The sequence below is a fragment of the Microbacterium sp. UBA3394 genome (assembly GCF_002358725.1).
GTDB lineage: Bacteria > Actinomycetota > Actinomycetes > Actinomycetales > Microbacteriaceae > Microbacterium > Microbacterium luteum.
On sequence record NZ_DEPK01000119.1, the window covers coordinates 1 to 23556 of the forward strand.

22 protein-coding genes, 1 tRNA gene and 1 pseudogene are annotated in these 23556 nt (G+C 70.0%); 20 read left to right on the forward strand and 4 right to left on the reverse strand.

Translation table 11 applies throughout. The annotated features are described in order from the left end of the window. The first annotated feature begins 4 nt into the window (after positions 1-4). Positions 5-136 (forward strand): ATP-binding protein, encoded by a 132-nt coding sequence (locus tag B4E30_RS07395; protein ID WP_286794412.1) that lies wholly within the window; start codon positions 5-7, stop codon positions 134-136. 31 nt (positions 137-167) lie between these two features. On the opposite strand, the gene B4E30_RS07400 is transcribed toward B4E30_RS07395, so the two are convergent. Both B4E30_RS07400 and B4E30_RS07405 read right to left on the reverse strand, forming a co-directional pair. Continuing rightward, positions 168-243 (reverse strand) — tRNA-Arg (locus B4E30_RS07400). 13 nt (positions 244-256) lie between these two features. Next, positions 257-1054, reverse strand: coding sequence for an SGNH/GDSL hydrolase family protein (locus B4E30_RS07405; protein WP_286794384.1), 798 nt, complete (start codon positions 1052-1054; stop codon positions 257-259). Positions 1055-1189: 135 nt separating this feature from the next. Here B4E30_RS07405 and B4E30_RS07410 point away from each other — a divergent pair, with 135 nt between their 5' ends. The 10 genes from B4E30_RS07410 (at position 1190) to prfA (ending at position 14909) form a co-directional block, all read left to right on the forward strand. Further along, positions 1190-3199, forward strand: a complete 2010-nt coding sequence (locus B4E30_RS07410) for a BCCT family transporter (RefSeq protein ID WP_286794386.1) — start codon at positions 1190-1192, stop codon at positions 3197-3199. A 49-nt stretch (positions 3200-3248) separates the two neighbouring features. After that, positions 3249-4058: a transglutaminase-like domain-containing protein gene (locus tag B4E30_RS07415; RefSeq protein WP_286721049.1), complete on the forward strand. Its 810-nt coding sequence runs from the start codon at positions 3249-3251 to the stop codon at positions 4056-4058. 40 nt (positions 4059-4098) lie between these two features. Continuing rightward, the gene (locus B4E30_RS07420) at positions 4099-5760 is read left to right on the forward strand and encodes an arginine--tRNA ligase (RefSeq protein ID WP_286721050.1); all 1662 of its coding nucleotides are present in this window, start codon (positions 4099-4101) and stop codon (positions 5758-5760) included. 4 nt (positions 5761-5764) lie between these two features. After that, positions 5765-6589 carry an LmeA family phospholipid-binding protein gene (locus B4E30_RS07425; protein WP_286721052.1) on the forward strand — a complete coding sequence of 275 codons (825 nt, stop codon included), beginning with the start codon at positions 5765-5767 and terminating at the stop codon, positions 6587-6589. Between the two features lie 225 nt (positions 6590-6814). Further along, positions 6815-8224 (forward strand): diaminopimelate decarboxylase, encoded by a 1410-nt coding sequence (lysA, locus tag B4E30_RS07430; RefSeq protein WP_194383442.1) that lies wholly within the window; start codon positions 6815-6817, stop codon positions 8222-8224. Next, positions 8221-9576, forward strand: coding sequence for a homoserine dehydrogenase (locus B4E30_RS07435; RefSeq protein WP_286794388.1), 1356 nt, complete (start codon positions 8221-8223; stop codon positions 9574-9576). The genes lysA and B4E30_RS07435 overlap by 4 nt, the downstream gene beginning before the upstream one ends. A 1-nt stretch (position 9577) precedes the next feature. Further along, positions 9578-10663: a threonine synthase gene (gene thrC / locus B4E30_RS07440; RefSeq protein ID WP_286794390.1), complete on the forward strand. Its 1086-nt coding sequence runs from the start codon at positions 9578-9580 to the stop codon at positions 10661-10663. Beyond that, positions 10660-11604, forward strand: coding sequence for a homoserine kinase (gene thrB / locus B4E30_RS07445; protein ID WP_286794392.1), 945 nt, complete (start codon positions 10660-10662; stop codon positions 11602-11604). Before thrC ends, thrB begins: the two co-directional genes overlap by 4 nt. A gap of 158 nt (positions 11605-11762) precedes the next feature. Beyond that, positions 11763-13814, forward strand: coding sequence for a transcription termination factor Rho (gene rho / locus B4E30_RS07450; protein ID WP_286794394.1), 2052 nt, complete (start codon positions 11763-11765; stop codon positions 13812-13814). A 15-nt stretch (positions 13815-13829) separates the two neighbouring features. Next, complete coding sequence (gene prfA / locus B4E30_RS07455; RefSeq protein WP_071045317.1) at positions 13830-14909, forward strand: peptide chain release factor 1; 1080 nt, start codon at positions 13830-13832, stop codon at positions 14907-14909. 196 nt (positions 14910-15105) lie between these two features. Here the strand turns inward: prfA and epsC are convergent, their stop codons facing one another. Further along, entirely contained in the window at positions 15106-15675 is a 570-nt protein-coding gene (gene epsC / locus B4E30_RS07460; protein WP_286794396.1) for a serine O-acetyltransferase EpsC, read from the reverse strand. A 4-nt stretch (positions 15676-15679) separates the two neighbouring features. Beyond that, positions 15680-16618: a cysteine synthase A gene (cysK, locus tag B4E30_RS07465; RefSeq protein ID WP_286794398.1), complete on the reverse strand. Its 939-nt coding sequence runs from the start codon at positions 16616-16618 to the stop codon at positions 15680-15682. A 138-nt stretch (positions 16619-16756) separates the two neighbouring features. Between cysK and prmC the strand changes: the two genes are divergently transcribed. The 9 genes and pseudogenes from prmC to B4E30_RS07510 form a co-directional block, all read left to right on the forward strand. Beyond that, complete coding sequence (gene prmC, locus B4E30_RS07470) at positions 16757-17635, forward strand: peptide chain release factor N(5)-glutamine methyltransferase (protein ID WP_286794401.1); 879 nt, start codon at positions 16757-16759, stop codon at positions 17633-17635. A 59-nt stretch (positions 17636-17694) separates the two neighbouring features. Beyond that, positions 17695-18408, forward strand: coding sequence for an L-threonylcarbamoyladenylate synthase (locus B4E30_RS07475; protein ID WP_286794403.1), 714 nt, complete (start codon positions 17695-17697; stop codon positions 18406-18408). Beyond that, positions 18405-19556 (forward strand): MraY family glycosyltransferase, encoded by a 1152-nt coding sequence (locus B4E30_RS07480; RefSeq protein WP_286794405.1) that lies wholly within the window; start codon positions 18405-18407, stop codon positions 19554-19556. Before B4E30_RS07475 ends, B4E30_RS07480 begins: the two co-directional genes overlap by 4 nt. Further along, positions 19553-20050, forward strand: coding sequence for a hypothetical protein (locus tag B4E30_RS07485; protein WP_286794407.1), 498 nt, complete (start codon positions 19553-19555; stop codon positions 20048-20050). Before B4E30_RS07480 ends, B4E30_RS07485 begins: the two co-directional genes overlap by 4 nt. Positions 20051-20155: 105 nt before the next feature. Next, on the forward strand, positions 20156-20968 hold the full coding sequence (gene atpB, locus B4E30_RS07490; RefSeq protein ID WP_286794415.1) for a F0F1 ATP synthase subunit A: 813 nt from the start codon (positions 20156-20158) through the stop codon (positions 20966-20968). 46 nt (positions 20969-21014) lie between these two features. Then, positions 21015-21251 carry a F0F1 ATP synthase subunit C gene (gene atpE / locus B4E30_RS07495; RefSeq protein WP_071045310.1) on the forward strand — a complete coding sequence of 79 codons (237 nt, stop codon included), beginning with the start codon at positions 21015-21017 and terminating at the stop codon, positions 21249-21251. Between the two features lie 28 nt (positions 21252-21279). After that, complete coding sequence (locus tag B4E30_RS07500; protein ID WP_194383432.1) at positions 21280-21831, forward strand: F0F1 ATP synthase subunit B; 552 nt, start codon at positions 21280-21282, stop codon at positions 21829-21831. Next, positions 21831-22622 (forward strand): F0F1 ATP synthase subunit delta, encoded by a 792-nt coding sequence (locus B4E30_RS07505; protein ID WP_286794410.1) that lies wholly within the window; start codon positions 21831-21833, stop codon positions 22620-22622. Before B4E30_RS07500 ends, B4E30_RS07505 begins: the two co-directional genes overlap by 1 nt. A gap of 73 nt (positions 22623-22695) precedes the next feature. Further along, positions 22696-23556, forward strand: a pseudogene (locus tag B4E30_RS07510) (F0F1 ATP synthase subunit alpha); the annotation flags it as partial.

Genomic DNA, 23556 nt, shown 5'->3' on the forward strand with positions numbered 1-23556 from the left:
CGACGTGCCGGGGCTCGGGATCGGTCTGTCGACGTGTCGTCGGATCGTCGAGGCCCACGGGGGCCGGATCGGGATCGACGAGGCCGAGACCGGCGGCGCGAGTGTCTGGATCGTGATCCCCGACACTGCGGAGTGATCCCGGCGTGGATCATCGCCGTGGGTGGAAGTGGCGCCCCCGACAGGAATCGAACCTGCGACCTTTGGTACCGGAAACCAACGCTCTATCCCCTGAGCTACGGAGGCGTGCCGATCGAGACTACCACCCTCCGAGGGGCGCCTCCGCCGACACCTCCGGCAGGGTGGACAGTGCCGCGAGGGAGGCGGCGAGGCGTTCGGCGAGGTAGGCGTGACCGGCGGTGGAAGGATGGTCGTTTCCCGCACCGGTGTCGATGACATCGAAGTAATTCGCCGGCTGGATCCAGCCCTCCGCGATCGGGGAGACGTACCACCAGCCGCGCACGGATGCGAGGTCGGCCAGGTCGGCGTCGATCGCGGCCGTGGCCTCTTCGACGGGAAGCACCTGCGGGGCCGGCCCGAGCACGACCACGGAAGCCTCCGGATAGGTGCTCGCCAGCGTCTCCCATGCCGCCGTGACCGCATCGCGGTATCCGTCGGGGTAGAGCCGGCGGTCGTTGATCGATCCCTCGACGATGATCAGATCGGGGTCGAGAGCAGGATCCAGGTCCGCGATGCGCGTGCCGTAGTCAGGCCCGTCGATCCCCGCCTTGAGGTAGCCGCTGCCGCGCACGCCGTCGACGGTCGCCTGCCAGCCGAGGGCGTCGGAGACGACGTAGGCGAAGCCGAGCGTCGGCACCTCGGCGGCGGAGCCGTAGACCCACGAATCGCCGAAGATCAGCACGGTGGGGGAGTCCGGGATCGTCAGGGGCGCGACCGCGGTGGCGGCGCCGACGGCCCCTTCCTCCGACGCCTCGACCGAGGAGGCGGTGCCCCATGGGCGCCACGCGGCGACGAGCGAGACGAGCATCACCGCCAGCGCGACCGCGAGCACCGTCAGGGGAAGACGGCGCTGGGGCGTCGGGTCGCTCGCGCGCATACATAGAGGGTAAACGGGTCCGCGTCCAATCCGCTGCTTCAGCCGAAAACGCGCTCCGATCTCGCTAACGTGGCTGGCACACAGCGTCGATGCGGCCGCCGGGTCGCGTGCGCACGACCCGGGAGACCGATCGATATGACCAGTCCGACGAACAACGGCAGCCACGACGATCCGCCCGCACGCGGCACGTCGAAACGGGGCAGGGTCGACGGCGTGAAGCGCGTCATCGACGAGGTGACGACCCCCGGCCTCGTGCACCCCGCCCTCATTCCGGGCATCGGCGTCGAGAAGACGGGGCGCGTGTTCCCCATGAACTGGGGCGTCTTCATCTTCGCCGCCGTCGTCGCCGTCGGCGTGATCACCTGGGCCTTCGCCGCGCCCGACAGCATCAGCACGGTCGGCGGCGCTGCGCTCGGCTGGGTGAGCACCAACTTCGGATGGCTCTTCTCCGCCCTGGCGATCGTCGTCATCCTCTACATGCTCGTCGTGGGCTACGGCCGCAGCGGCGGCGTGCGACTCGGATCCGACGACGAGCAGCCGGAGTTCTCCACGACCTCGTGGATCGCGATGCTCTTCTCCGCCGGCATCGGGATCGGGCTGCTGTTCTACGGGCCGTACGAGCCGCTCCTGTTCTTCCTCGACCCGCCCAGCGGGTTCGACGTGGCCCCCGAGTCGGCTGCGGCGATGAAGACGGCGATGGCGCAGGCGATGCTCCATTGGGGTCCGATCGCGTGGGCGTTCTACGCCCTCGTCGGCGGCGCGATCGCCTACAGCGCCTACCGGCGTGGCCGCGCGCCCCTCATCTCCGCGATCTTCGAGCCCATCTTCGGCAAGCGCACGGCGGGCCCCCTCGGGGCGACCATCGACGTCTTCGCGATCATCGTGACGCTGTTCGGCACGGCCATCTCCCTCGGCATCGGGGTGCTCCAGATCGGCCGCGGATTCGAGGTCGTCACCGGCATCGGCCCGGTGGGAAACACGTTCCTCATCAGCGCCATCGCGATCCTCGCGGCACTGTTCATCATCTCTGCCGTCTCGGGTATCAAGCGCGGCATCCGGCTGCTGTCGAACATCAACATGGTGCTTGCCGGCCTGCTCGCGGTGTTCGTCTTCATCGTCGGGCCCACGGTGTTCCTGCTGAACTTCCTGCCGGCCGCCGCCGTCGAGTTCTTCGACGAACTCGGCGTGATGCTCTCGCGCAGCGCCAACGACGGCGAGGACGCCGCCGCCTTCATGTCGAGCTGGACCACCTACTACTGGGCGTGGTGGGTCTCGTGGACGCCCTTCGTCGGGATGTTCATCGCGAAGATCTCCCGCGGCCGCACCCTTCGTGAGTTCGTGACCGTCGTGATCATCGTGCCGTCGGCGGTCTGCCTCACGTGGTTCGTCATCTTCGGTGGCACGTCGATGTTCCAGCAGGCCTCGGGCGTGCCGCTCGGCGACGCCGCCGGTGGCGAAGAGGTGCTCTTCGGCGTGCTGAACGAACTGCCGTTCGGCCTGATCACCAGCGTTCTCGCGATGGTCTCGATCGTGATCTTCTTCGTGACCTCCGCCGACTCCGCCTCGATCGTCATGGGGTCGATGTCGCAGCACGGCCGTCCCGAGCCGTCGTCGTGGGTCACCATCCTGTGGGGTTCCCTTCTCGCGCTCGTGGCGGCGTCGCTGCTGCTCGCGGGCGGTCAGGATGCCCTGTCGGGCCTGCAGTCGATCATGGTCGTCTCGGCGCTCCCGTTCTCGTTCGTCGTGATCGGCATCATGATCGCGTGGGCGAAGGACCTGCGCACCGATCCCTACGTCCTGCGAGGGAAGTACGCGCGGGCGGCGATCCAGGAGGGTGTGCGGAAGGGCATCGCCGACCACGGCGACGACTTCGTGTTCGGCACCAGCGAGGTGCCCGCCGGAGACGGCGCGGGCGCGTGGCTCGACTCCGAGGATCCGGCGCTGACGGAGTGGTACGTCGAGGCGGCGACCGGTCCGATCGGCACCGTGACCGCCGAGGACGTCCGGCGCACGCTCGATCCCGGCCACATCCAGCACAAGGGCCCCGACCGGCCCGATCACGCCGCGTCGGGGGACAACGCGCTGACGGTGAATGAGGATCGCCGTGCGCACCGCCGTGCGCGCGAGGAGGCGTCCGAGGACTGAGTCGCCCGGATCGCACCGGGGTGTCTTCGCGACGTGCGAGGATACTCCGGTGCAACGCCAGGTGACCGCCGAACTCGACCTCGAACTCGGGTCCTCCGTCGACCTGATCCTGCAGATCACCGCCGCGCAGGGAGTGCCCGTGATCAGCGAGGATCTGACCTTCACGCAGGGCGATCGGGTGTACACGCCGACCGAGATCGTCGACCACGTCGGCAGCCGCCTGCATCGACTCACCGGCGAGGCGGGACGCCTCGAGGTGCGCTACGACGCGACGATCGATGCGGGCGTCTCCTCGCGCTCGACGAGCGACATCGAGACCATCAGCTACCTGCGTCCGAGCCGCTACTGCCAGTCCGACGAGGTCTTCTCCCAGGCACGCCGGCAGTTCCGCGGGCTGGCGGGGCTGGAGCTCATCGGCGCCGTCGCCGATTTCGTCGCCGCCAGCACCACCTACACGCCGGGACTCAGCCAGGGCACCGACTCCGCCGTCACGACTCTCATGACCGGCCAGGGCGTCTGCCGCGACTACGCGCACGTCGTCATCGCCCTCCTGCGCGCGATGGACATGCCCGCCCGCTATGCGGCGTGCTTCGCGCCGGGGCTGGAGCCGATGGATTTCCACGCGGTCGCCGAGGCATACCACGACGGTCTCTGGTACGTCATCGACGCGACTCGCCTCGCGGACCGGCGCTCCCTGGTGCGCATCGCCACGGGGCGGGATGCCGCCGACTGCGCGTTCCTCAGCTTCCACGGCGGCAACGTCGGGCTCTCGCGTCTGCACGTCGACGCCTGGAACCTCGACCCGGTCCCCGCGCTGGGTGCGCCGGACGACTTCCTGACGCCGGTGCACCTGGGCTGACACCGGTCTCGGGACGGCGGAATCGTAGGATGGAGACCCTATGGATCCTGAAGCCCTCTCCGCCGCACTGCTGTCCGTCGTCGCTCCCCTCGCGCAGGAGCGACAGGGCGGCGATGTCGAGGGCCTGGGCGTCGCCGACTTCCCGCTCGAGCGCCCGCGCAACCGCGACCACGGCGACTGGGCATCCAACGCCGCGCTGAAGCTCGCGAAGAGATTCGGGATGCCGCCGCGCGACCTCGCCGCGGCGATCGCGGAGCGGCTGCGCGAGGTCGACGGGATCGCGAGCGTCGAGGTGGCCGGCCCCGGCTTCATCAACATCCGGCTCGACGCCGCGGCCGCCGGCGCCCTCGCCAAGACGATCGTCGATGCGGGTGCCGCGTTCGGGTCGAACGACACCCAGCGCGGCAACACCATCAACCTCGAGTTCGTCAGCGCGAACCCCACGGGCCCGATGCACATCGGCCACACGCGATGGGCGGCGCTCGGCGACGCGATCGCGCGCCTGCTGCTGGCCAGCGGCGCCACCCTCGCCCGCGAGTTCTACATCAACGACGCCGGCGCCCAGATGGACCGGTTCGGGCGGTCGGTGCTGGCCGCGGCGAAGGGCGAGCCGACACCCGAGGACGGATACGCCGGGGCGTACATCGCGGAGCTGGCGCGTCGCGTGCTCGTCGAGCATCCCGACCTGCTCGAAGCCGGCGACGCCGAGGGCATCGCCCGCGACACCGCGTACCGCTTCCAGCTGGGCGAGCTGCAGTCGTCGCTGGAGAAGTTCAACGTGCACTTCGACGTCTGGTTCTCCGAGCGCGTCCTGCACGCCCGCGGCGACGACGGGGCGCCGAGCCTCGTCGACGAAGCCGTCGACCGGCTGCGCGAACAGGGCCACGTGTTCGACGAGGATGACGCCGTCTGGGTGCGCACCACGGACTTCGGTGACGACAAGGACCGCGTCATCCGGCGATCCAACGGCGAGTACACCTACTTCGCGGCCGACGCGGCCTACTACCTGAACAAGGGCGACCGCGGCTTCGCGCACAAGATCTATCTGCTCGGAGCAGACCACCACGGCTACGTCCATCGCCTCAAGGCGCTCGCGGGCGCGGCGGGCGACGATCCGGAGACGGACATCGAGGTGCTGATCGGACAGCTGGTGTCGGTCAACGGTGCCAAGCTCAGCAAGCGCGCGGGCAACATCATCGAGCTCGACGACCTGCGCGACTGGCTCGGCACCGACGCCCTGCGGTACTCGCTGGCCAGATACCCCGCCGACTCGCCGCTGACGCTCGATCCCGAGATCCTGCAGCGGCGCACCAACGACAACCCGGTCTTCTACGTGCAGTATGCGCACGCCCGTACCCATAACGTCTCCCGGAATGCGCACGCATCGGGCGTGGATCGGTCCGCGTTCGCGCCGGAGCTTCTCGAGCACGAGACCGAGAGCGCGCTCCTGGGCGCCCTGCAGGAGTTCCCGCGCCTGGTCGCATTCGCCGCCGAGGTGCGCGAGCCGCATCGCATCGCGCGATATCTCGAAGAACTCGCCGGCCTGTACCACCGGTGGTACGACACGTGCCGTGTGATCCCCCTCGGCGACGATCCCGTCGGCGACCTGCACCGCACCCGACTGTGGCTGAACGACGCGACCGGGCAGGTGCTGCGCAACGGCCTCGACCTCCTCGGCGTGAGCGCGCCGGAACGGATGTGACGACATGGCCTCCGGCGACACCCAGCCCACCGAGCCGCTGCCGGAGGGGATGACGACGGGCGAGCCGCCCGTCCGCCGCCGTCGCCGGTTCTGGCCGTGGATCGTCTCGCTCGCCGTCGTCCTCGTGCTCGCGGTCGCCGCCGCCATCGCGGGGGAGTGGATCGCTCGCGAGGCGGTGACCCGCACCGTTCGCGCTCAGGTCGCCGAGGCGCTGGATGTGCCCGCCGATCAGGCGATCGAGGTCGGCGTCGCGGGCTTCGTGCTGCCGCAGCTGATCTCCGGCACGCTCGATGAGCTCACGATCTCCGGCGACGACCTCTCCCTGGGGCCGCTGTCGGGGGATGTCGTCGTGGTCGCCGAAGACGTGCCCGTGCGCGGCGACGATCCGGCCGGAGCGATCGACGCGGAGCTGGTCCTCGACGGCGCGCAGGTCGCCGGTCTGCTCAGCGGTCTCGAAGGCTTCCCGGATGCGGAGGTGACCCTGGACGAACCGAACGTGCGCCTGGACACCGTGTTCGACGTGTTCGGGCTCGAGATCCCCGTCGCGGTCAGCCTGACGCCCTCCGCGGAGGAGGGTGCGATCGTGCTCGCGCCGGCGGGGATCGAGGTCGCCGGGGCCGAGCTCACCGCCGACCAGGTGCGGAACCAGTTCGGTCTCATCGCCTCGGCGGTGCTGCAGGACTGGACGATCTGCGTCGCCGAGTATCTGCCGGCGGGCGTCGCACTCGAGGAGATCGCCGTCGTCGGAGACCGGATCGTCGCCGACGCCGCGGTCGACGGCGCCATCATCTCCGACGCGTCGCTGCAGGAGCCGGGTACCTGCAGCTGACGCATCCGAGAAACACCATCCGGCGCGAGACACACCGCAACGCGCGATGTCTCGCGCCGTGACGTGTTTCTCGCTGCATTGGGCACGCGAGCGGGTGGGCGCGCGGCGGATCGTCACACGACGGGGCGAGGCCGGGCCGTGCCCTAAACTGCAAGCATCGACGTCGCCCTGGCCGCCCGATCCGGCGCCGGCGCATTCCCCGAACCACCGATTGGCTCTTCACCCGTGTCCGCCACGCCTGACCCGACCACCGCACCCGTCGTCCCGGCCGACGTGAACGCGCTGTCCGAGAAGGTGTGGCCGCCGGACGCCCGGCGAGCCGAAGACGGCTCCCTCACCCTCGGTGGCGTTCCGGTCGCCGATCTTCGACACCGCTTCGGCACGCCGCTGTACGTGATCGACGAGATCGCCGTGCGCAACCGCGCCCGCGAGGTGCGGGAGGCGTTCGATGCGGCCGCCGTGCGCCACGGCACGCGCGCCACGGTGTACTACGCGGGCAAGGCCTTCCTGTGCACCGAGGCGGTGCGCTGGGTGACGGCCGAGGGGCTGAACGTCGACGTCGCCACCGGCGGAGAGCTCGCCGTCGCGCTGGCGGCCGGCACCGACCCGGCACGGCTGGGACTGCACGGCAACAACAAGTCCGAGATCGAACTCACCCGCGCCGTGACCGCGGGCGTCGGAACCGTCGTCGTCGACAGCGGAATCGAGATCGAGCGCCTCGCGTCGATCGCGGCGGGGCATGGCGTCGTGCAGAACGTGGCCGTGCGCGTCAACAGCGGCGTTCACGCCGAGACGCATGACTTCCTCGCCACCGCGCACGAGGACCAGAAGTTCGGTTTCACCCTGTCCGCCGCCGAAGCCGCCGTCGGGCGCATCCGTGAGCTGCCGTCCCTTCGCTTCACGGGGCTTCACTGCCATATCGGCTCGCAGATCTTCGGAGCCGCCGGTTTCGCAGAGTCCGCCTCCCGCGTCATCGGCCTGCACGCACGACTGCTGCGCGACGGCGAGGAGCTCACCGTGAACCTCGGCGGCGGATTCGGCATCGCCTACACCGACGCCGACGAGCCCACGCCCATCGCGGATCTCGCGGACGAGATCATCGCGGCCGTCGCCGAGCAGTGCGCCGACCGGGGCATCCCCGTCCCGCCCCTCGCCTTCGAACCGGGCCGCGCGATCGTCGGCCGCGCCGGCGTCACCCTGTACGAGGTGGGAACCGTCAAGCCGGTGGCGGTCGGTGACGACCTGGAGCGGGTCTACGTGAGCGTCGACGGCGGCATGAGCGACAACGCTCGTCCCGCCCTGTACGGCGCCGCCTACTCCGCACGCCTCGCCTCGCGTCGCAGCGACGCCGCCCCGGCGCTCGCGCGTGTGGTCGGCAAGCACTGCGAAGCGGGCGACATCGTCGTCGACGCCGAGTGGCTGCCCGGGGATGTGACCGCGGGAGACCTGCTGGCCGTGCCCGCCACCGGCGCCTACTGCTTCTCGCTGTCGAGCACCTACAACTACGTTCCGCGCCCTCCCGTGATCGCCGTCGGCGACGGCGCAGCGCGAGTGATCGTGCGCGGCGAGACCATCGACGACCTCCTCGCCCGAGACGCCGGCATGCCGGTGGCCACCACGGAAGGGAACGAATGACCGATTACCGCCGATTGAGGGTGGCGCTGCTGGGCGCCGGAGCCGTCGGATCGCAGGTCGCCGCGCTGCTGCGTCAGCACGGCGACGAGCTCGCCGACCGCGCCGGTGCACGTATCGAGCTGGTCGGGATCGCCGTGCGCGACCCCGATGCCCCGCGCGACACCGAGCTGCCCCGCGAGCTGCTGACGACCGATCCGGAGCCCCTGCTGGTCGGATCCGACATCGTCATCGAGCTGATGGGCGGCATCGAGCCGGCGCGCACGCAGCTGCTGGCCGCGATCAACGCCGGCGCAGACGTCGTCACGGCGAACAAGGCGCTGCTGGCCACCCACGGTCCCGAGCTGTTCGACGCGGCCGATCAGGTGGGAGCCTCGGTCTACTACGAAGCCGCCGCGGCGGGGGCGATCCCCATCATCCGGCCGCTGCGCGACTCCCTCGCCGGTGACCGCGTGCAGCGCATCATGGGCATCGTCAACGGCACGACGAACTACATCCTCGACCGGATGGACCGCGAGGGCGCCGACTTCGCCGACGTGCTCGCCGACGCTCAGCGGCTGGGCTACGCCGAGGCGGATCCGACCGCCGACGTCGAGGGCTACGACGCCGCACAGAAGGCCGCGATCCTCGCGAGCCTGGCCTTCCACACCGCCGTCCCGCTGGACGCCGTGCACCGCGAGGGCATCACCCACATCGACAAGCAGATGATGGATGCCGCGCGCAGCGCCGGCTTCGTCATCAAGCTCCTGGCGGTGTGCGAGCGGCTCGTCGGCGGCGCCGAGGACGGCGGTGACGCCATCTCGGTGCGCGTGTATCCGGCCCTCGTCGACCGGGAGCACCCGCTGGCGAGCGTGCACGGAGCCAACAACGCCGTCTTCGTGCAGGCCGAAGCAGCCGGGAACCTCATGTTCTACGGCGCCGGAGCCGGCGGCGTGCAGACCGCGTCCGCGGTGCTCGGCGACGTCGTCTCTGCGGCGCGGCGCCACATCGCCGGGGGCGTCGGCGTCGGCGAGTCGACGCGCGCGAACCTGCCGGTGGTGCCCATCGGTCAGATGACCACCCGCTACCAGATCACCCTCGAGGTGAACGACCAGCCCGGCGTGCTCGCCACGGTCGCGGGCCTGCTCAGCGATGGGCGCGTTTCGATCGCGACGGTCGAGCAGACGCCGGCCGGCGACGGCGACACCGGCGTGGTCCCCACCGGTGAGGCGGCGTACCGCGAGACCGGCACGGCGCGGCTGGTCATCGGCACGCACACGGCACGAGAACAAGACCTCAGCGAGACCGTCGAGCGTCTCGCCTCGAGTGGGGTCGTCGAACGCGTGGTCTCGGTGCTGCGCGTGGAAGGAGACTGAGATGGCACACGTCTGGCGCGGGGTCCTCCGCGAGTACGCCGACCGGCTCGGCGTCACCGACGCCTCGACCGTGGTCACCCTCGGCGAGGGCGGAACGCCGCTGCTGCCCGCCCCGGCGCTGTCGCGCCGCACCGGCACCGACGTCTGGGTGAAGTACGAGGGCATGAACCCGACCGGCTCCTTCAAGGACCGCGGGATGACCGTCGCGCTCTCGCGCGCCGTCGAGCACGGCGCGAAGGCCGTCATCTGCGCGTCCACGGGCAACACGTCGGCGTCCGCGGCCGCGTACGCCGCGCACGCCGGCATCACCGCGGCGGTGCTGGTGCCCGAGGGCAAGATCGCCATGGGCAAGCTCAGCCAGGCCGTCGCGCACAACGGCCGCCTCATCCAGATCCGCGGCAACTTCGACGACTGCCTCGAGATCGCGCGGGAGCTCGCCGACCACTACCCGGTGCACCTGGTCAACAGCGTCAACCCCGATCGCATCGAGGGTCAGAAGACCGCGGCCTACGAGATCGTCGAGACGCTCGGCGACGCGCCCGACTTCCACTTCATCCCCGTCGGCAACGCCGGCAACTACACCGCCTACTCCCGCGGCTACCGCGAAGAGGCCGAGCGCGGCGTCGCCACACGCGTACCGCGCATGTTCGGCTTCCAGGCGGCCGGCAGCGCGCCCCTCGTCCGCGGCGAGGTCGTGAAGAACCCCGATACGATCGCCAGCGCCATCCGCATCGGCAACCCCGCGTCGTGGGATCTCGCCCTCGAGGCGCGGGAGGCGACCGACGGCTGGTTCGGCGCGATCGACGACGACCGCATCCTCGCCGCACAGAAGCTGCTGGCGGGTGAGGTGGGCATCTTCGTCGAGCCGGCCTCGGCGATCAGCGTGGCCGGCCTGCTGGACCGTGTCGACCAGGGTGTCGTACCCGCGGGGTCGCGCGTCGTGCTCACGGTCACCGGCCACGGCCTGAAGGACCCGCAGTGGGCCCTCCGCAACGCGGACGGCACGCAGGTGGAGCCCACCGTCGTCGACGCGACCACGTCCGAGGTCGCCTCGGTGCTGGATCTCGTGCCGGAGGCCTCGGCGTGACCACACCCGACGGGTCGCGCTCCGTCGTGGTGCGCGTGCCGGCGACCAGTGCCAACCTGGGTCCCGGCTTCGACACGCTCGGCCTCGCGCTGAGCGTGTACGACGAACTCGTGGTGGACCAGCTCGACACCGACGCGATCGAGATCGAGGTCGAGGGCGAAGGCGGGGCCGATGTTCCCCGCGACGAGTCCCACCTCGTCATCCGCTCGATGCGCTACGCGTACGAGGCCATGGGGCGACGGATGCCCGGCGTGCGCCTGCGGGCCCGGAACGTCATCCCGCACGGCCGGGGGATGGGATCCTCCGGCGCCGCCGTCGTCGCGGGGCTGCTGGCGGCGAAGGGCCTCCTCACCGGAGACGTCGAGATCGGCGAGAACACGCTGCTGCGCCTCGCGACCGAACTCGAGGGGCACCCCGACAACGTCGCCCCCGCGCTCTTCGGCGGCCTCACCATCGCGTGGATGGACGAGGGGGTCCCCGAGCACAAGAAGCTCCTCGTGCACCGCGGGGTCGCACCTCTCGTGCTCGTGCCGGAGTTCACGATGTCCACGAGCGTGGCCAGGAGTCTGCAGCCCCTGCAGGTGCCGCGCGAGGATGCCGTCTTCAACGTCTCGCGCTCCGCCCTCCTCATCGCCGCGCTCACGCAGAGTCCCGAACTGCTGCTGGCGGCCACCGAGGACAAGCTGCACCAGAACTATCGTGCTCAGGCGATGCCCGAGACCGATCGACTGGTGCGCGCGCTCCGCGCGGACGGCTTCGCCGCCGTCGTGTCGGGGGCCGGGCCCAGCGTGCTCGTGCTCGCCGACGGTCCGGGCCGGCGACTCGAGGCGGCGGCCCTGGCGGCCGACGCGGTCGACACCCCGTGGGATGCGCGGATGCTCGCCGTGGATTTCAAGGGTGGTACAGTGAGGAACAACGCGGAGGGTTCCACGTCATCGTGAATCTGGCCTCCGTCGCATTTCTGCGAAATCACCGCACAGCCCCCGGTACGTTGCCGGCTCTCTGAATCGGCACGCGGCACCCGATCCTTCGGGGGAAGCCGGGGACCTTCTCTGCGCGCGTGCGGTCGCGCATTCCAATCGTTCACAAGGGAGAACTCGTGGAGTCCATCTCCGAGATCCACACCGACGCCGCAGAGGCGTCCGCCGACACCTCGTCGGCATCCACCGCGTCGGCTCCGGCCGATACTGCTCCGGCTGCGGCCGAGAACGCTGCGGCGTCAGAGACGGCGGGGGAGCAGGCCGGCGACGCGCCGGCCGAGAAGCCCGCCCGGGCACCGCGCAAGCGCACTCCGCGTCGCGCGAAGAGCACCGACGCTCCGGCCTCCGACGACTCCGCGGCTGCCGAGGCCGCCCCGGACGCAGCACCGACGCCGTCCGACGATGCGGCTCCTGCCTCCACGGGGGGCTCGCCGGCCGCCGGAGACGCGGATGCCTCGTCCGACACCCCGGAGAAGCCGGCCAAGAAGCCGGCACGCGCCCGCAAGGGACGCGGCAAGGCGGCCTCGGCCGACGCCGAAGAGTCCGGGTCGACCGAGGGCTCCGAGTCGACAGGCTCGCAGCCGAAGGGCGACGACGCGCAGGCCGATGACGCGTCGAAGGGCGGCTCAGCGCCCACCGAGGCAGCCCAGAAGTCCGCCGCCGAGAGCGACGGCGACACGGGCGGCAAGAGCGACGCGACGACGAACGACGACGCCGGCGCCGGTCAGACCAAGAGCGACAACGAGGGCGGGAACGGGCAGGACGGCTCGGACGGCGAGTCCTCGGGCCGCGGTCGCAGCCGCAACCGCAACCGCAACCGGAACCGGAACGCGAACCAGGGACAGAATCAGAACTCCGGCTCGCAGAACAGCGGCCAGAACGCGCAGAACGACGGCGACGACGACGGCCAGGGCTCCGGTCGTGGCCGGCAGCGCAACAAGCGCCGCGGTCAGAACGGCGGCGACGAGTTCGAGACCGAGATCAGCGAGGACGACGTCCTCATCCCGGTCGCGGGCATCCTCGATGTGCTCGACAACTACGCGTTCGTCCGCACCACCGGCTACCTCCCCGGCTCGAGCGACGTCTACGTCTCGCTCGGCCAGGTCAAGAAGTACAACCTGCGCAAGGGCGACGCCGTCGTGGGCGCCATCAAGCAGCCGCGCGAGGGCGAGCAGTCGAGCCGGCAGAAGTACAACGCGCTGGTGAAGGTCGACGCGGTCAACGGGCTGTCGGTCGACGACGCCGCCGACCGGGTCGAGTTCGGCAAGCTCACGCCGCTCTACCCGCAGGAGCGTCTGCGCCTGGAGACGGCCCCCGAGAAGCTGACCCAGCGCATCATCGACCTCGTCGCGCCCATCGGCAAGGGGCAGCGCGGTCTCATCGTCGCGCCGCCCAAGGCCGGCAAGACGATCGTGCTGCAGCAGATCGCGAACGCGATCGCGCACAACAACCCCGAGGTCCACCTCATGGTGGTGCTGGTCGACGAGCGCCCCGAAGAGGTCACCGACATGCAGCGCACGGTCAAGGGCGAGGTCATCGCGTCGACCTTCGACCGTCCCGCCGAGGACCACACCACGGTGGCCGAGCTCGCGATCGAGCGCGCGAAGCGCCTTGTCGAGCTGGGTCGCGACGTCGTCGTGCTGCTGGACTCGATCACCCGTCTCGGGCGCGCCTACAACATCTCGGCGCCGACGTCGGGCCGGGTGCTCACCGGCGGAGTGGACGCCTCGGCGCTCTACCCGCCCAAGCGCTTCTTCGGCGCGGCGCGCAACATCGAGAACGGCGGGTCGCTCACGATCCTCGCGACGGCCCTCGTCGAGACCGGCTCCAAGATGGACGACGTCATCTTCGAGGAGTTCAAGGGAACCGGAAACAGCGAGCTGCGCCTGAACCGTCAGCTGGCCGACAAGCGGATCTTCCCCGCCGTCGACGTCAACGCGTCGAGCACGCGCCGCGAGGAGATGCTCCTGTCGAACGACGAGGTCAAGATCACCTGGAAGCTGCGGCGGGCCCTCGCGGGGCTGGAACCCCAGCAGGCGCTCGAGGTCGTGCTGGGCAAGCTCAAGGAGACCCAGTCGAACGTCGAGTTCCTCGTGCAGATGCAGAAGTCGATCCCCGCGCCCGCCCACGGGGGCAACGGCGCGCACGGATCCGACAACAGCATCCGCTGACCCGCGGAGGTCGGCGTGTTCGAGTCCGTCCAGGGGCTGATCGAGGAGTACCGCGACGTCGAGCGCGAGCTGTCGGATCCGGCGGTGCACGCGGATGCGGCGCGCGCGAAGCGCGTGAACCGTCGGTATGCCGAGTTGTCGCGCATCGTGCGCGCCTACGAGGCGTGGACGGCCTCGGGCGACGACCTCGAAGCGGCGCGCGAACTCGCGCGGGAGGACGATGCCTTCGCCGCGGAGGTGCCGGCCCTCGAGGAGGAGCGCGCCCGGCTGCAGGAGAAGCTGCGGCGCCTGCTGATCCCTCGCGACCCCGACGATGCCCGTGACGTGATCATGGAGATCAAGGCGGGGGAGGGCGGCGCCGAGAGTGCCCTGTTCGCCGCGGACCTGCTGCGCATGTACCTGCAGTACGCCGCATCGAAGGGCTGGAAGACCGAGCTGCTGGAGCGGGACGAATCCGACCTCGGTGGCTACAAGAACGTGCAGGTCGCGATCAAGGGGGCGTCTTCCGACCCGGCGCAGGGTGTGTGGGCGCACCTGAAGTACGAGGGCGGAGTGCACCGCGTGCAGCGTGTCCCGGCGACGGAGTCGCAGGGGCGCATCCACACCTCGACGACCGGCGTGCTGGTGTTCCCCGAAGTCGACGAGCCCGACGAGGTCGAGATCAACCCGAACGATCTCAAGATCGACGTCTACCGGTCGTCGGGTCCGGGCGGACAGTCGGTGAACACGACGGACTCCGCCGTGCGGATCACGCACGTGCCGACCGGGATCGTCGTGTCGATGCAGAACGAGAAGTCGCAGCTGCAGAACCGCGAGGCGGGGATGCGCGTGCTGCGGGCACGGCTGCTCGCCCGTCAGCAGGAGGAGCGCGATGCTCAGGCGGCCGACGCGCGCAAGTCGCAGATCCGCGGGATGGACCGTTCCGAGCGCATCCGCACCTACAACTTCCCCGAGAACCGCATCGCCGACCACCGCACGGGGTACAAGGCCTACAACCTCGACCACGTCATGGACGGTGCCCTCGAGCCGGTGATCGAATCCGCGATCACGGCCGACGAGGAGGCGCGTCTGGCGTCACTCGCCGGCGACTCCTGAGACACGCCTGACGGCCGGACCTGCCGGCCGGGAGCCGGTCCACAACTCCTCAGGGCCCGGACCTGCCGCCCGGATGCGGTTCACAACTCCTCGAATCCGGGCGTGACGGCGCCGTGCGGCGTCGCTCGCCCGGCCTATCGGCCCGGAAGTGAGGAGTTGTGAACGGCGGAGACACGCCACCGGGAGCGGCGGAGGCTCAGATCACGTACTCGGGAGCGGCGAGGAGAGCGCGGGTGTCGACGTCGGCCGTCCTCGGGCGGGGCTTGGCGGGCACACCCACGAGGATGCTGTCGGCCGGTGCGCTCTTGGTGACCACCGCGTTGGCTCCGACGACGCTTCCCGTGCCGATCGTGATGGGACCGAGGATCTTCGCACCGGCACCGACGGCGACGCCGTCTTCCAGAGTCGGATGGCGCTTGCCGCCGTTGCGCTGACGTCCGCCCAGCGTGACGCCGTGGTACAGCATGACGTCATCGCCGACCTCGGCCGTCTCGCCGACGACGACCCCCATGCCGTGGTCGATGAAGAACCGGCGTCCGATGCTCGCGCCGGGGTGGATCTCGATGCCGGTGAGCCATCGTGTCAGCTGCGATCCCGCGCGCGCGACGAAGCGGAAACGTCGCGTCCACAGGGCATGCCAGACCCGGTGGCCCCACACCGCGTGGAGTCCGGGGTACAGCAGCGCGATCTCGACCGCCGAGCGCGCGGCCGGGTCGCGCAGCTTCGCGGCGGCGAGGTCGTCGCGAACGTCGGACCACAGGCCCATCCGCTCAGTCCTCCACGAGGTCGGCGTACAGCGGGGTCGACAGGTACCGCTCGCCGAACGAGGGGATGATCACGACGATGTTCTTGCCCGCCGCCTCCGGGCGTGCGGCGACCTGCAGGGCTGCCCAGATCGCGGCGCCGCTGGACATGCCGACGAGGATGCCGTCCTTCGCCGCGGTCTCGCGCGCCAGTCGCAGCGCGTCGTCGAGCTCGACGTCGATGACCTCGTCGATGACGTCGCGGTCGAGGATGGCCGGCACGAAGTTCGGGCCGATGCCCTGGATCTTGTGCGGCCCGGGGTGACCCTCGGTCAGCAGCGGCGAGTCCTTGGGCTCGACGGCGATGACCTTCGCGCCGGGGACCTTCTCCTTGAGCACCTGGCCGACGCCGGTGATGGTGCCTCCGGTGCCGATGCCGGCGATGAAGTAGTCCACCGCGCCGTCGGTGTCGCGCAGGATCTCCTCCGCCGTGGTCCTGCGGTGGATCGCCGGGTTCGCCTCGTTCGCGAACTGCTTGGCGAGGATGGCGCCGGGGGTCTTCGCCGCGACCGCCTCGGCCTCCTCGACAGCGCCCTTCATGCCCTTGGCCGGGTCGGTGAGCACGAGCTCGGCGCCGAAGGCCTTCAGCAGCATGCGGCGCTCCTTCGACATCGAGGCGGGCATCGTGAGCACCACCTTGTAGCCGCGCGCCGCGCCGACCATCGCCAGGGCGATCCCGGTGTTGCCGCTGGTGGCCTCGATGATCGTGCCGCCGGCGGTCAGGTCGCCCGAGGCCTCGGCGGCGTCGACGATGGCGACACCGAGGCGGTCCTTGACGCTGGAGGCGGGGTTGTAGAACTCGAGCTTGGCCAGGATGTTGGCCTCGGTGCCCTCGGCCACCCGGTTCAGCCGGACGAGAGGGGTGTCACCGAAGGCGGAGGTGATGTCGGAGTGGATGCCGGGCATTGCGTGCCTTTCGCTTTCGACGGGTTCGAGGGGAACAGTCCGAGCCTAGGCGAGGCGAAACCCGACGGCGCGATTATGTCGCAACAGCGCCCGCCGACACCGCGGCGGCATCGCGCGCCCGCCTAAGCTGTACAGGTCATGCCCTCCTCCGACGCATCCGCCCCGGTGTCCGAGGCGCTCCGCCACGCCTCCTCGCGACTGGAGCGCGCCGGCGTCATCGACGCGATCGTCGACGCGGAGTTGCTCCTCGGTCACGTGCTCGCGCTCTCTCGCGGGGGAGTGCAGGCGGCCGCGTTCCGCGGTGACGGCCTCACGAGCGCGCAGGCGGATGACTTCGCGGACCTCGTCGAACGGCGCGCGACCCGCGTTCCCCTGCAGCATCTCACCGGCGTCGCCCCGTTCCGCTCCCTCGAGCTGAGCGTCGGACCCGGGGTCTTCGTGCCGCGACCGGAGACGGAGATCGTCGCGCAGCTCGCCATCGACGCCCTGCGGGCGGCCGCGGCCCCCGAGCCGATCGCGGTCGATCTCGGCACCGGCAGCGGCGCCCTCGCGCTCGCCATGGCGACGGAGGTGCCGCACGCCCGGGTGCACGCCGCGGAGAACTCCGTCGACGCGTTCGTGTGGGCGAAGGAGAACTTCGCCCGGTGGGGAGGCGACAATGCACGCGTGGCGTTCATCGATCTCGCCGACGCCTTCCACGAGCTCGACGGCACCGTGTCCGTGGTCGCCTCCAACCCGCCGTACGTGCCTGACGACGCGATCCCGCGAGACCCGGAGGTGCGCCATCACGATCCCGCCGCGGCGCTGTACGGAGGTCCCGACGGACTCGACGTCATCCGGGTGATCAGCCGGGTCGGCCTGCGGCTGGCGCACCCGGGCGGCACGATCGTCCTCGAGCACGGTGAATGGCAGGGGGAGGCGATCCGCGCCGTCTTGGAAGACGATGGCTGGCGTGCGGCCGCGACCCACCCGGACCTGACCATGCGCGACCGCGCCACCACTGCCGTCAGACCCTGATCGGTGGATGCCCCCGGCCGTGGGGAGTGCGCAGGAGTTGCGCCTAGAATCATGTCGTCATGTCCTCCCTCTTCGACTGCCGGAACGAGTCCGAGCTCCTGGCCGGCATGCGCCGGGCGCGCCAGGCCATCGGCCGAGGCGATCTGATCGTCGTCCCCACCGATACCGTGTACGGCATCGCCGCCGACGCGTTCTCGGCGTCCGCCGTACAGCGCCTGCTGGAGGCGAAGGGCCGCGGCCGGCAGTCGCCCCCGCCGGTGCTCGTCGGGGGAGTGGACACGCTCCGCGCGCTCGTGTCGGAGGTGCCTCAGGCCGTGGAGCGGCTCGTGGCGGAGTTCTGGCCGGGCGGGCTGACCATCGTGCTTCCCGCGCAGCCGTCGCTGGCGTGGGACCTCGGCGACACCCACGGCACCGTGGCGGTACGGATGCCCGATCATCGGCTCACCCTCGAGCTGCTCGAGGAGACGGGACCGATGGCGGTCTCCAGCGCCAACCTCACCGGCAGGCCGGCCGCGGTGGCGGTGCTCGACGCCATGACGATGCTCGGCGACAGCGTCTCGACGTACCTCGACGACGGCCCGAGCGCGACCGGGGTCGCCTCCACGATCGTCGACGCGACCTCGCTGGTCGTCGGTCCCGAACCCGTGGTGCGCGTGCTGCGGGAGGGGGCGATCTCCCGGGAGCGTCTGCGCGACGTGCTCGGCGACCTCCTCGAGCCCGACGAGTCTCAGGTCGAGGAGGCGCCCGGACCCGTTTCCGGCGGCGACTCGTGAAGCAGTACCTGTTCACGGTCCTGCTCACCGCCGCCGTCACCCTCGCCCTGTCGTGGGCGGTGTGGCGACTCAGCCTCCGCTTCAAGCTGTATCCCGGCATCCGTGAGCGCGACGTCCACAAGACGCCGACGCCGCGCCTCGGGGGCATCGCGATGTTCCTCGGTGTCGTCACGGCGTTCCTCGTGTCATCGCAGCATCCCTTCTTCCAGATCTTCTGGGCCGATCCGCGCCCGGTCTACGCGATCCTGGCCGCCACCGCCCTCATCGTGCTCGTGGGCGTCGCCGACGATCTGTGGGATCTGGACTGGATGATCAAGCTCGGCGCGCAGTTCGTCGCCGCCGGCATCATCGCCTGGTTCGGCGAGCTGCAGATCTACGCGCTCCCCATCGGCGGGATCTCCCTCTGGTCGGGGTGGGTGAGCTTCACGATCACGGTGTTCGCGATCGTCGTCGTCATGAACGCCGTGAACTTCATCGACGGGCTCGACGGGCTCGTGGCCGGAGTGTGCCTCATCGCCAACGGCGTGTTCTTCGCGTACTCCTACCTGCTCGTGCGGGACACCGGCGCCAGCAGCTACTTCAACCTCGCCTCGTTCATCGCGGCCGTCCTGGTGGGCGCCTGCATCGGCTTCCTCCCCCTGAACTGGAACCCCGCGAAGATGTTCATGGGCGATTCCGGCGCGCTCATGCTCGGCCTGCTGATGGCGACCTCGGCGATCGCGATCACGGGCCAGCTGGATCCGGCGATCATCGGCGACAACGACGTGTTCGGCCGCTCGCAGCTGCTCGGTGCGTTCATCCCGATCCTGCTGCCGATCGTCGTGGTGATCCTGCCGCTGCTCGATTTCGGCCTGGCGGTGATCCGTCGCATGGGGGCGGGCAAGAGCCCGTTCTCTCCCGATCGCAAGCACCTGCATCACCGCATGCTCGACATGGGTCACAGCGACCGCGACGCCGTCCTGATCTTCTACGCGTGGACGGCGGTCGTGAGCCTCGCCTTCCTCCTGATGTACATCGGCACGGCGCAGGAGTGGCCGGGAGACTACCTGCTCGGCGTCGTGTTCGGAGTCGTCGGCGTCGTCGCGTGCCTCGTCGTCACCCTCCTGCCCTCCCGTCGCTCCGCCATCAGCCCGAAGGAAGCCGTATGAGCCCCCATCCCGTCTCGAGCACTCCGATCCTGCGCACGGCGCTGGTGTGGTCCGGAGCCGTCACCGCCGTTCTGGCGATCGCAGCCGCCGTCATCGGCTTCCTGGTGGCCGGGGCCGAAGGCCTCTGGAGCGGGCTGGCCGGTGTGCTGATCGCCGCGGTCTTCCTCGGCATCACCGCCGCGAGCATCCTCATCGCCAACCGCTGGTACGGCGACCCGCTCTACGTGCCGGTCTTCTTCGGCATCGTGCTCGGCGGATGGCTCCTCAAGCTCGTCCTGTTCATCGTGGCGCTGCTCGTGCTGCGCGATCAGGCATGGGTCGCGCCCGCGGTGTTCTTCGTCGCTCTCGTCGTGAGCGTCATGGCCTCTCTCGCCGTCGACGTCGTGGTTCTTCTGAAGATGCGCATCCCGCACGTGAGCGACGTGTCGCTGCCGGGTGCGGACGACCGCGGCGGGCCCGATTCGGACGCGGACTCGGGGGCGCCCCGAGTTTGATAGTGTTGTTCCGCGCCCGCGCTCTCTTCGTGAGTAGCTCGCGGATGACTCTCACCGACCATCGTCGCTACGGTACCCACCGTCGCCCCGAAGCTGGAGCCAGCGCTGATCACTCAAGCTGCGACACTGATCGCCACCGCCACGTCCACTGACGACGAATTCCACCCGCCGTCGATCGCGGACTTCTTCCCTCCGGCGATCTTCTTCGAGGGCACCGCCTTCGAGATCACCCGCATCAACCTGGCGCAGTTCCTCGCGACCGCCGTCCTGGTGATCCTGTTCCTCGTCGGAACCCGGCGGCTGAAGCTCGTGCCCGGCCGCTTCCAGAGCGTCGTCGAGATGGCCCTGGACTTCGTCCGCGTCAACATCGCCGAAGACCTGCTGGGCAAGAAGGACGGCCAGCGCTTCCTGCCGATCCTCACGACGATGTTCTTCATGATCCTGTTCATGAACCTGACGGGCATCATCCCCGGCATCAACATCGCCGGCACGAGCGTCATCGCCGTTCCGCTCCTGCTCGCCGTCATCGCCTACGTGACCTTCATCTACGCCGGCATCCGCAAGAGCCCGGGCAACTTCTTCAAGAACTCGCTCATGCCCTCCGGCGTGCCGTGGCCGCTGTACATCATCATCATCCCGCTCGAGTTCCTCTCGACGTTCATCATCCGCCCGGTCACGCTCACCCTGCGTCTGCTGATGAACATGATCGTCGGGCACCTGATGCTGGTGCTGTTCTTCTCCGCCACGCAGTACTTCGTCTTCACCCTCGGAGGCCTGTGGACCGTGCTCGGCGCGGGCACGCTCGCCTTCGGCTTCGTCTTCACCCTGTTCGAACTCCTGGTGGCCTTCCTCCAGGCGTACGTCTTCACCATCCTCACCGCGGTCTACATCCAGCTCGCGGTTGCGGAAGAGCACTGAGCGGGCCGGCACACGCCGTCCCACCCAACCGAAAGGAAACACCCCCGTGGACGCAACTACGGTTCTCGCCCAGGTGACGGGCTCCATCGCGAGCGTCGGTTACGGCCTGGCCGCCATCGGTCCCGCCATCGGCGTGGGCATCGTCGTCGGCAAGACCATCGAGGGCGTGGCTCGTCAGCCCGAGCTCGCCGGTCGCCTGCAGGTCCTGATGTTCATCGGTATCGCCTTCACCGAGGCGCTCGCCTTCATCGGTATCGCCACCGGCTTCATCTTCGGCTTCTAAGCAGACCCCGCACACGTAAGGAGACAGGATGCAAGAGCTTCTTGTCACACTCGCCGCGGAAGAAGGCGAGACGCCGAGCCCGCTGATCCCCGCGATCTACGACATCACCTGGTCGGCGGTGTGCTTCGTCGTCATCCTCTTCATCTTCTGGCGCGTTGTGCTGCCGCGGATGAACAAGCTGCTCGACGAGCGCTCGACCGCGATCGAGGGCAACATCGCCAAGGCCGACGAGGCGCAGCGCAAGGCCGAGGCCGCGCTGCAGGAGTACACCGCTGCACTCGCCGACGCCCGCAAGGAAGCCGGTGAGATCCGCGACGCCGCCCGTGAGGACGGCAAGAAGATCGTCGCCGAGGCGAAGGACTCCGCCGCGAGCGAGGCGGCGCGCATCACCGCTTCGGCGCACTCGCAGATCGAGGCCGAGCGCCAGGCGGCGCTCGTGTCGCTGCGCGGAGAGGTCGGCACGCTCGCGCTCGATCTCGCCGGCGGCGTGATCGGAGAGACGCTGTCCGACGACGCGAAGGCTCAGGCCGTCGTGGACCGCTTCCTCGCCGACCTCGAGGCCGAGAAGGCGGCGCAGTAATGGGCAGCGCGACCACTCAGGCGCTCGCGGGCACCACCGCGGCGCTCGGCTCCGCGTCCGGCGTCGACATCGACGTCGCGCGCGAGCTGTTCGCCGCGGCTCGGGCGGTCGGTGACACCTCCGCACTGAGCGGCGCGCTGGCCGACTCCGCAGCGGCATCGGCCGCGCGGGCGAAGGTCGTCGCCGACGTGTTCGGCGCGGCGCTCCGCCCGGTCTCGGTGTCGCTGCTGACGGCGGCGGTCTCCGAGCGCTGGTCGTCGGCCTCCGACATGGTCGACGGGCTCGAAGAGCTCGCAATCCGTGCCGCAGCCGTCGCAGAGCCGGCCTCGCCGGTCGAAGACGAGCTCTTCCGCTTCTCGCGGACGGTGGCGGAGAACCCGGAGCTCGAACTGGCGCTCGGCAGCCGGCTCGGCGACGCATCCGCCAAGGGTGCTCTCGTCGACACGCTGCTGACCGGACGCTCGAGCGAGGCAGCACGGCTGATCGTGTCCTCGCTCGTGCAGCAGCCGCGGGAGCGCCGCGTGCGACAGCTCGTGGCCAACGCGATGCGCGTGGTCGCCGACCAGCGCGGCCGCACGGTCGCGACGGTCTCCTCGGCCGCGCCGCTCAGCGACGCCCAGGTCCAGCGCCTGTCGGCGACGCTGTCGAAGCGGTACGGCACCGAGGTCGCGATCAACACCGTCGTGGACCCCGCGGTCATCGGCGGCGTGCGGGTGCAGATCGCGAACGACGTCATCGATGCCAGCGTGTCCACGCGCCTGGCCGATCTCCGGCAGCGACTGGCCGGCTAACAGACTTCCCGCCGCAAGGCGGAGGCTTCGGGCCACGGCCCCACACAGAAGTAGTGAGTATAAAGGGAAGACAATGGCAGAACTCTCTATCAGCCCCGACGTCATCCGTGACGCGCTGAAGGACTTCGTCGCCGCCTACGAGCCCACCGGGGCCGCGGCGACGGAGGTCGGCACCGTCGTGGACGCCGCGGACGGCATCGCCCACGTCGAGGGCCTGCCCGGCGTCATGGCCAACGAACTGGTCGTGTTCGAGGACGGCACGCAGGGTCTCGCCCTGAACCTCGACGAGCACGAGATCGGTGTCGTCGTGCTCGGCGACTTCGCCGGCATCGAAGCCGGCCAGCAGGTCACGCGCACCGGCGAGGTGCTCTCGGTGCCCGTCGGCGACGGCTACCTCGGCCGCGTGGTCGACCCGCTCGGCAACGCGATCGACGGACTCGGCGACATCTCCTCGATCGGGCGCCGCGCGCTCGAGCTGCAGGCTCCCGGCGTCATGCAGCGCAAGAGCGTGCACGAGCCGATGCAGACCGGCATCAAGGCGATCGACGCGATGATCCCGATCGGCCGCGGCCAGCGCCAGCTGATCATCGGCGACCGCCAGACCGGCAAGACGGCCATCGCGATCGACACGATCATCAACCAGAAGGCCAACTGGGAGTCGGGCGACCCGACCAAGCAGGTGCGCTGCATCTACGTCGCCATCGGCCAGAAGGGCTCGACCATCGCTTCGGTGAAGGGCGCGCTCGAAGACGCCGGTGCGATGGATTACACCACCATCGTCGCCGCACCCGCGTCGGACCCCGCCGGCTTCAAGTACCTCGCTCCGTACACCGGCTCGGCCATCGGTCAGCACTGGATGTACGACGGCAAGCACGTCCTCATCATCTTCGACGACCTGTCGAAGCAGGCCGAGGCGTACCGCGCCGTGTCGCTG

Coding starts and splice junctions, on each gene's coding strand:
- B4E30_RS07410 (WP_286794386.1), top strand. CDS start 1,190: ATGACCAGTCCGACGAACAACGGCAGCCACGACGATCCGCCCGCACGC.
- B4E30_RS07420 (WP_286721050.1), top strand. CDS start 4,099: ATGGATCCTGAAGCCCTCTCCGCCGCACTGCTGTCCGTCGTCGCTCCC.
- B4E30_RS07435 (WP_286794388.1), top strand. CDS start 8,221: ATGACCGATTACCGCCGATTGAGGGTGGCGCTGCTGGGCGCCGGAGCC.
- epsC (WP_286794396.1), bottom strand. CDS start 15,675: ATGGGCCTGTGGTCCGACGTTCGCGACGACCTCGCCGCCGCGAAGCTG.
- B4E30_RS07425 (WP_286721052.1), top strand. CDS start 5,765: ATGGCCTCCGGCGACACCCAGCCCACCGAGCCGCTGCCGGAGGGGATG.
- B4E30_RS07500 (WP_194383432.1), top strand. CDS start 21,280: ATGCAAGAGCTTCTTGTCACACTCGCCGCGGAAGAAGGCGAGACGCCG.
- prmC (WP_286794401.1), top strand. CDS start 16,757: ATGCCCTCCTCCGACGCATCCGCCCCGGTGTCCGAGGCGCTCCGCCAC.
- cysK (WP_286794398.1), bottom strand. CDS start 16,618: ATGCCCGGCATCCACTCCGACATCACCTCCGCCTTCGGTGACACCCCT.
- B4E30_RS07405 (WP_286794384.1), bottom strand. CDS start 1,054: ATGCGCGCGAGCGACCCGACGCCCCAGCGCCGTCTTCCCCTGACGGTG.
- B4E30_RS07505 (WP_286794410.1), top strand. CDS start 21,831: ATGGGCAGCGCGACCACTCAGGCGCTCGCGGGCACCACCGCGGCGCTC.
- thrC (WP_286794390.1), top strand. CDS start 9,578: ATGGCACACGTCTGGCGCGGGGTCCTCCGCGAGTACGCCGACCGGCTC.
- B4E30_RS07485 (WP_286794407.1), top strand. CDS start 19,553: ATGAGCCCCCATCCCGTCTCGAGCACTCCGATCCTGCGCACGGCGCTG.
- B4E30_RS07475 (WP_286794403.1), top strand. CDS start 17,695: ATGTCCTCCCTCTTCGACTGCCGGAACGAGTCCGAGCTCCTGGCCGGC.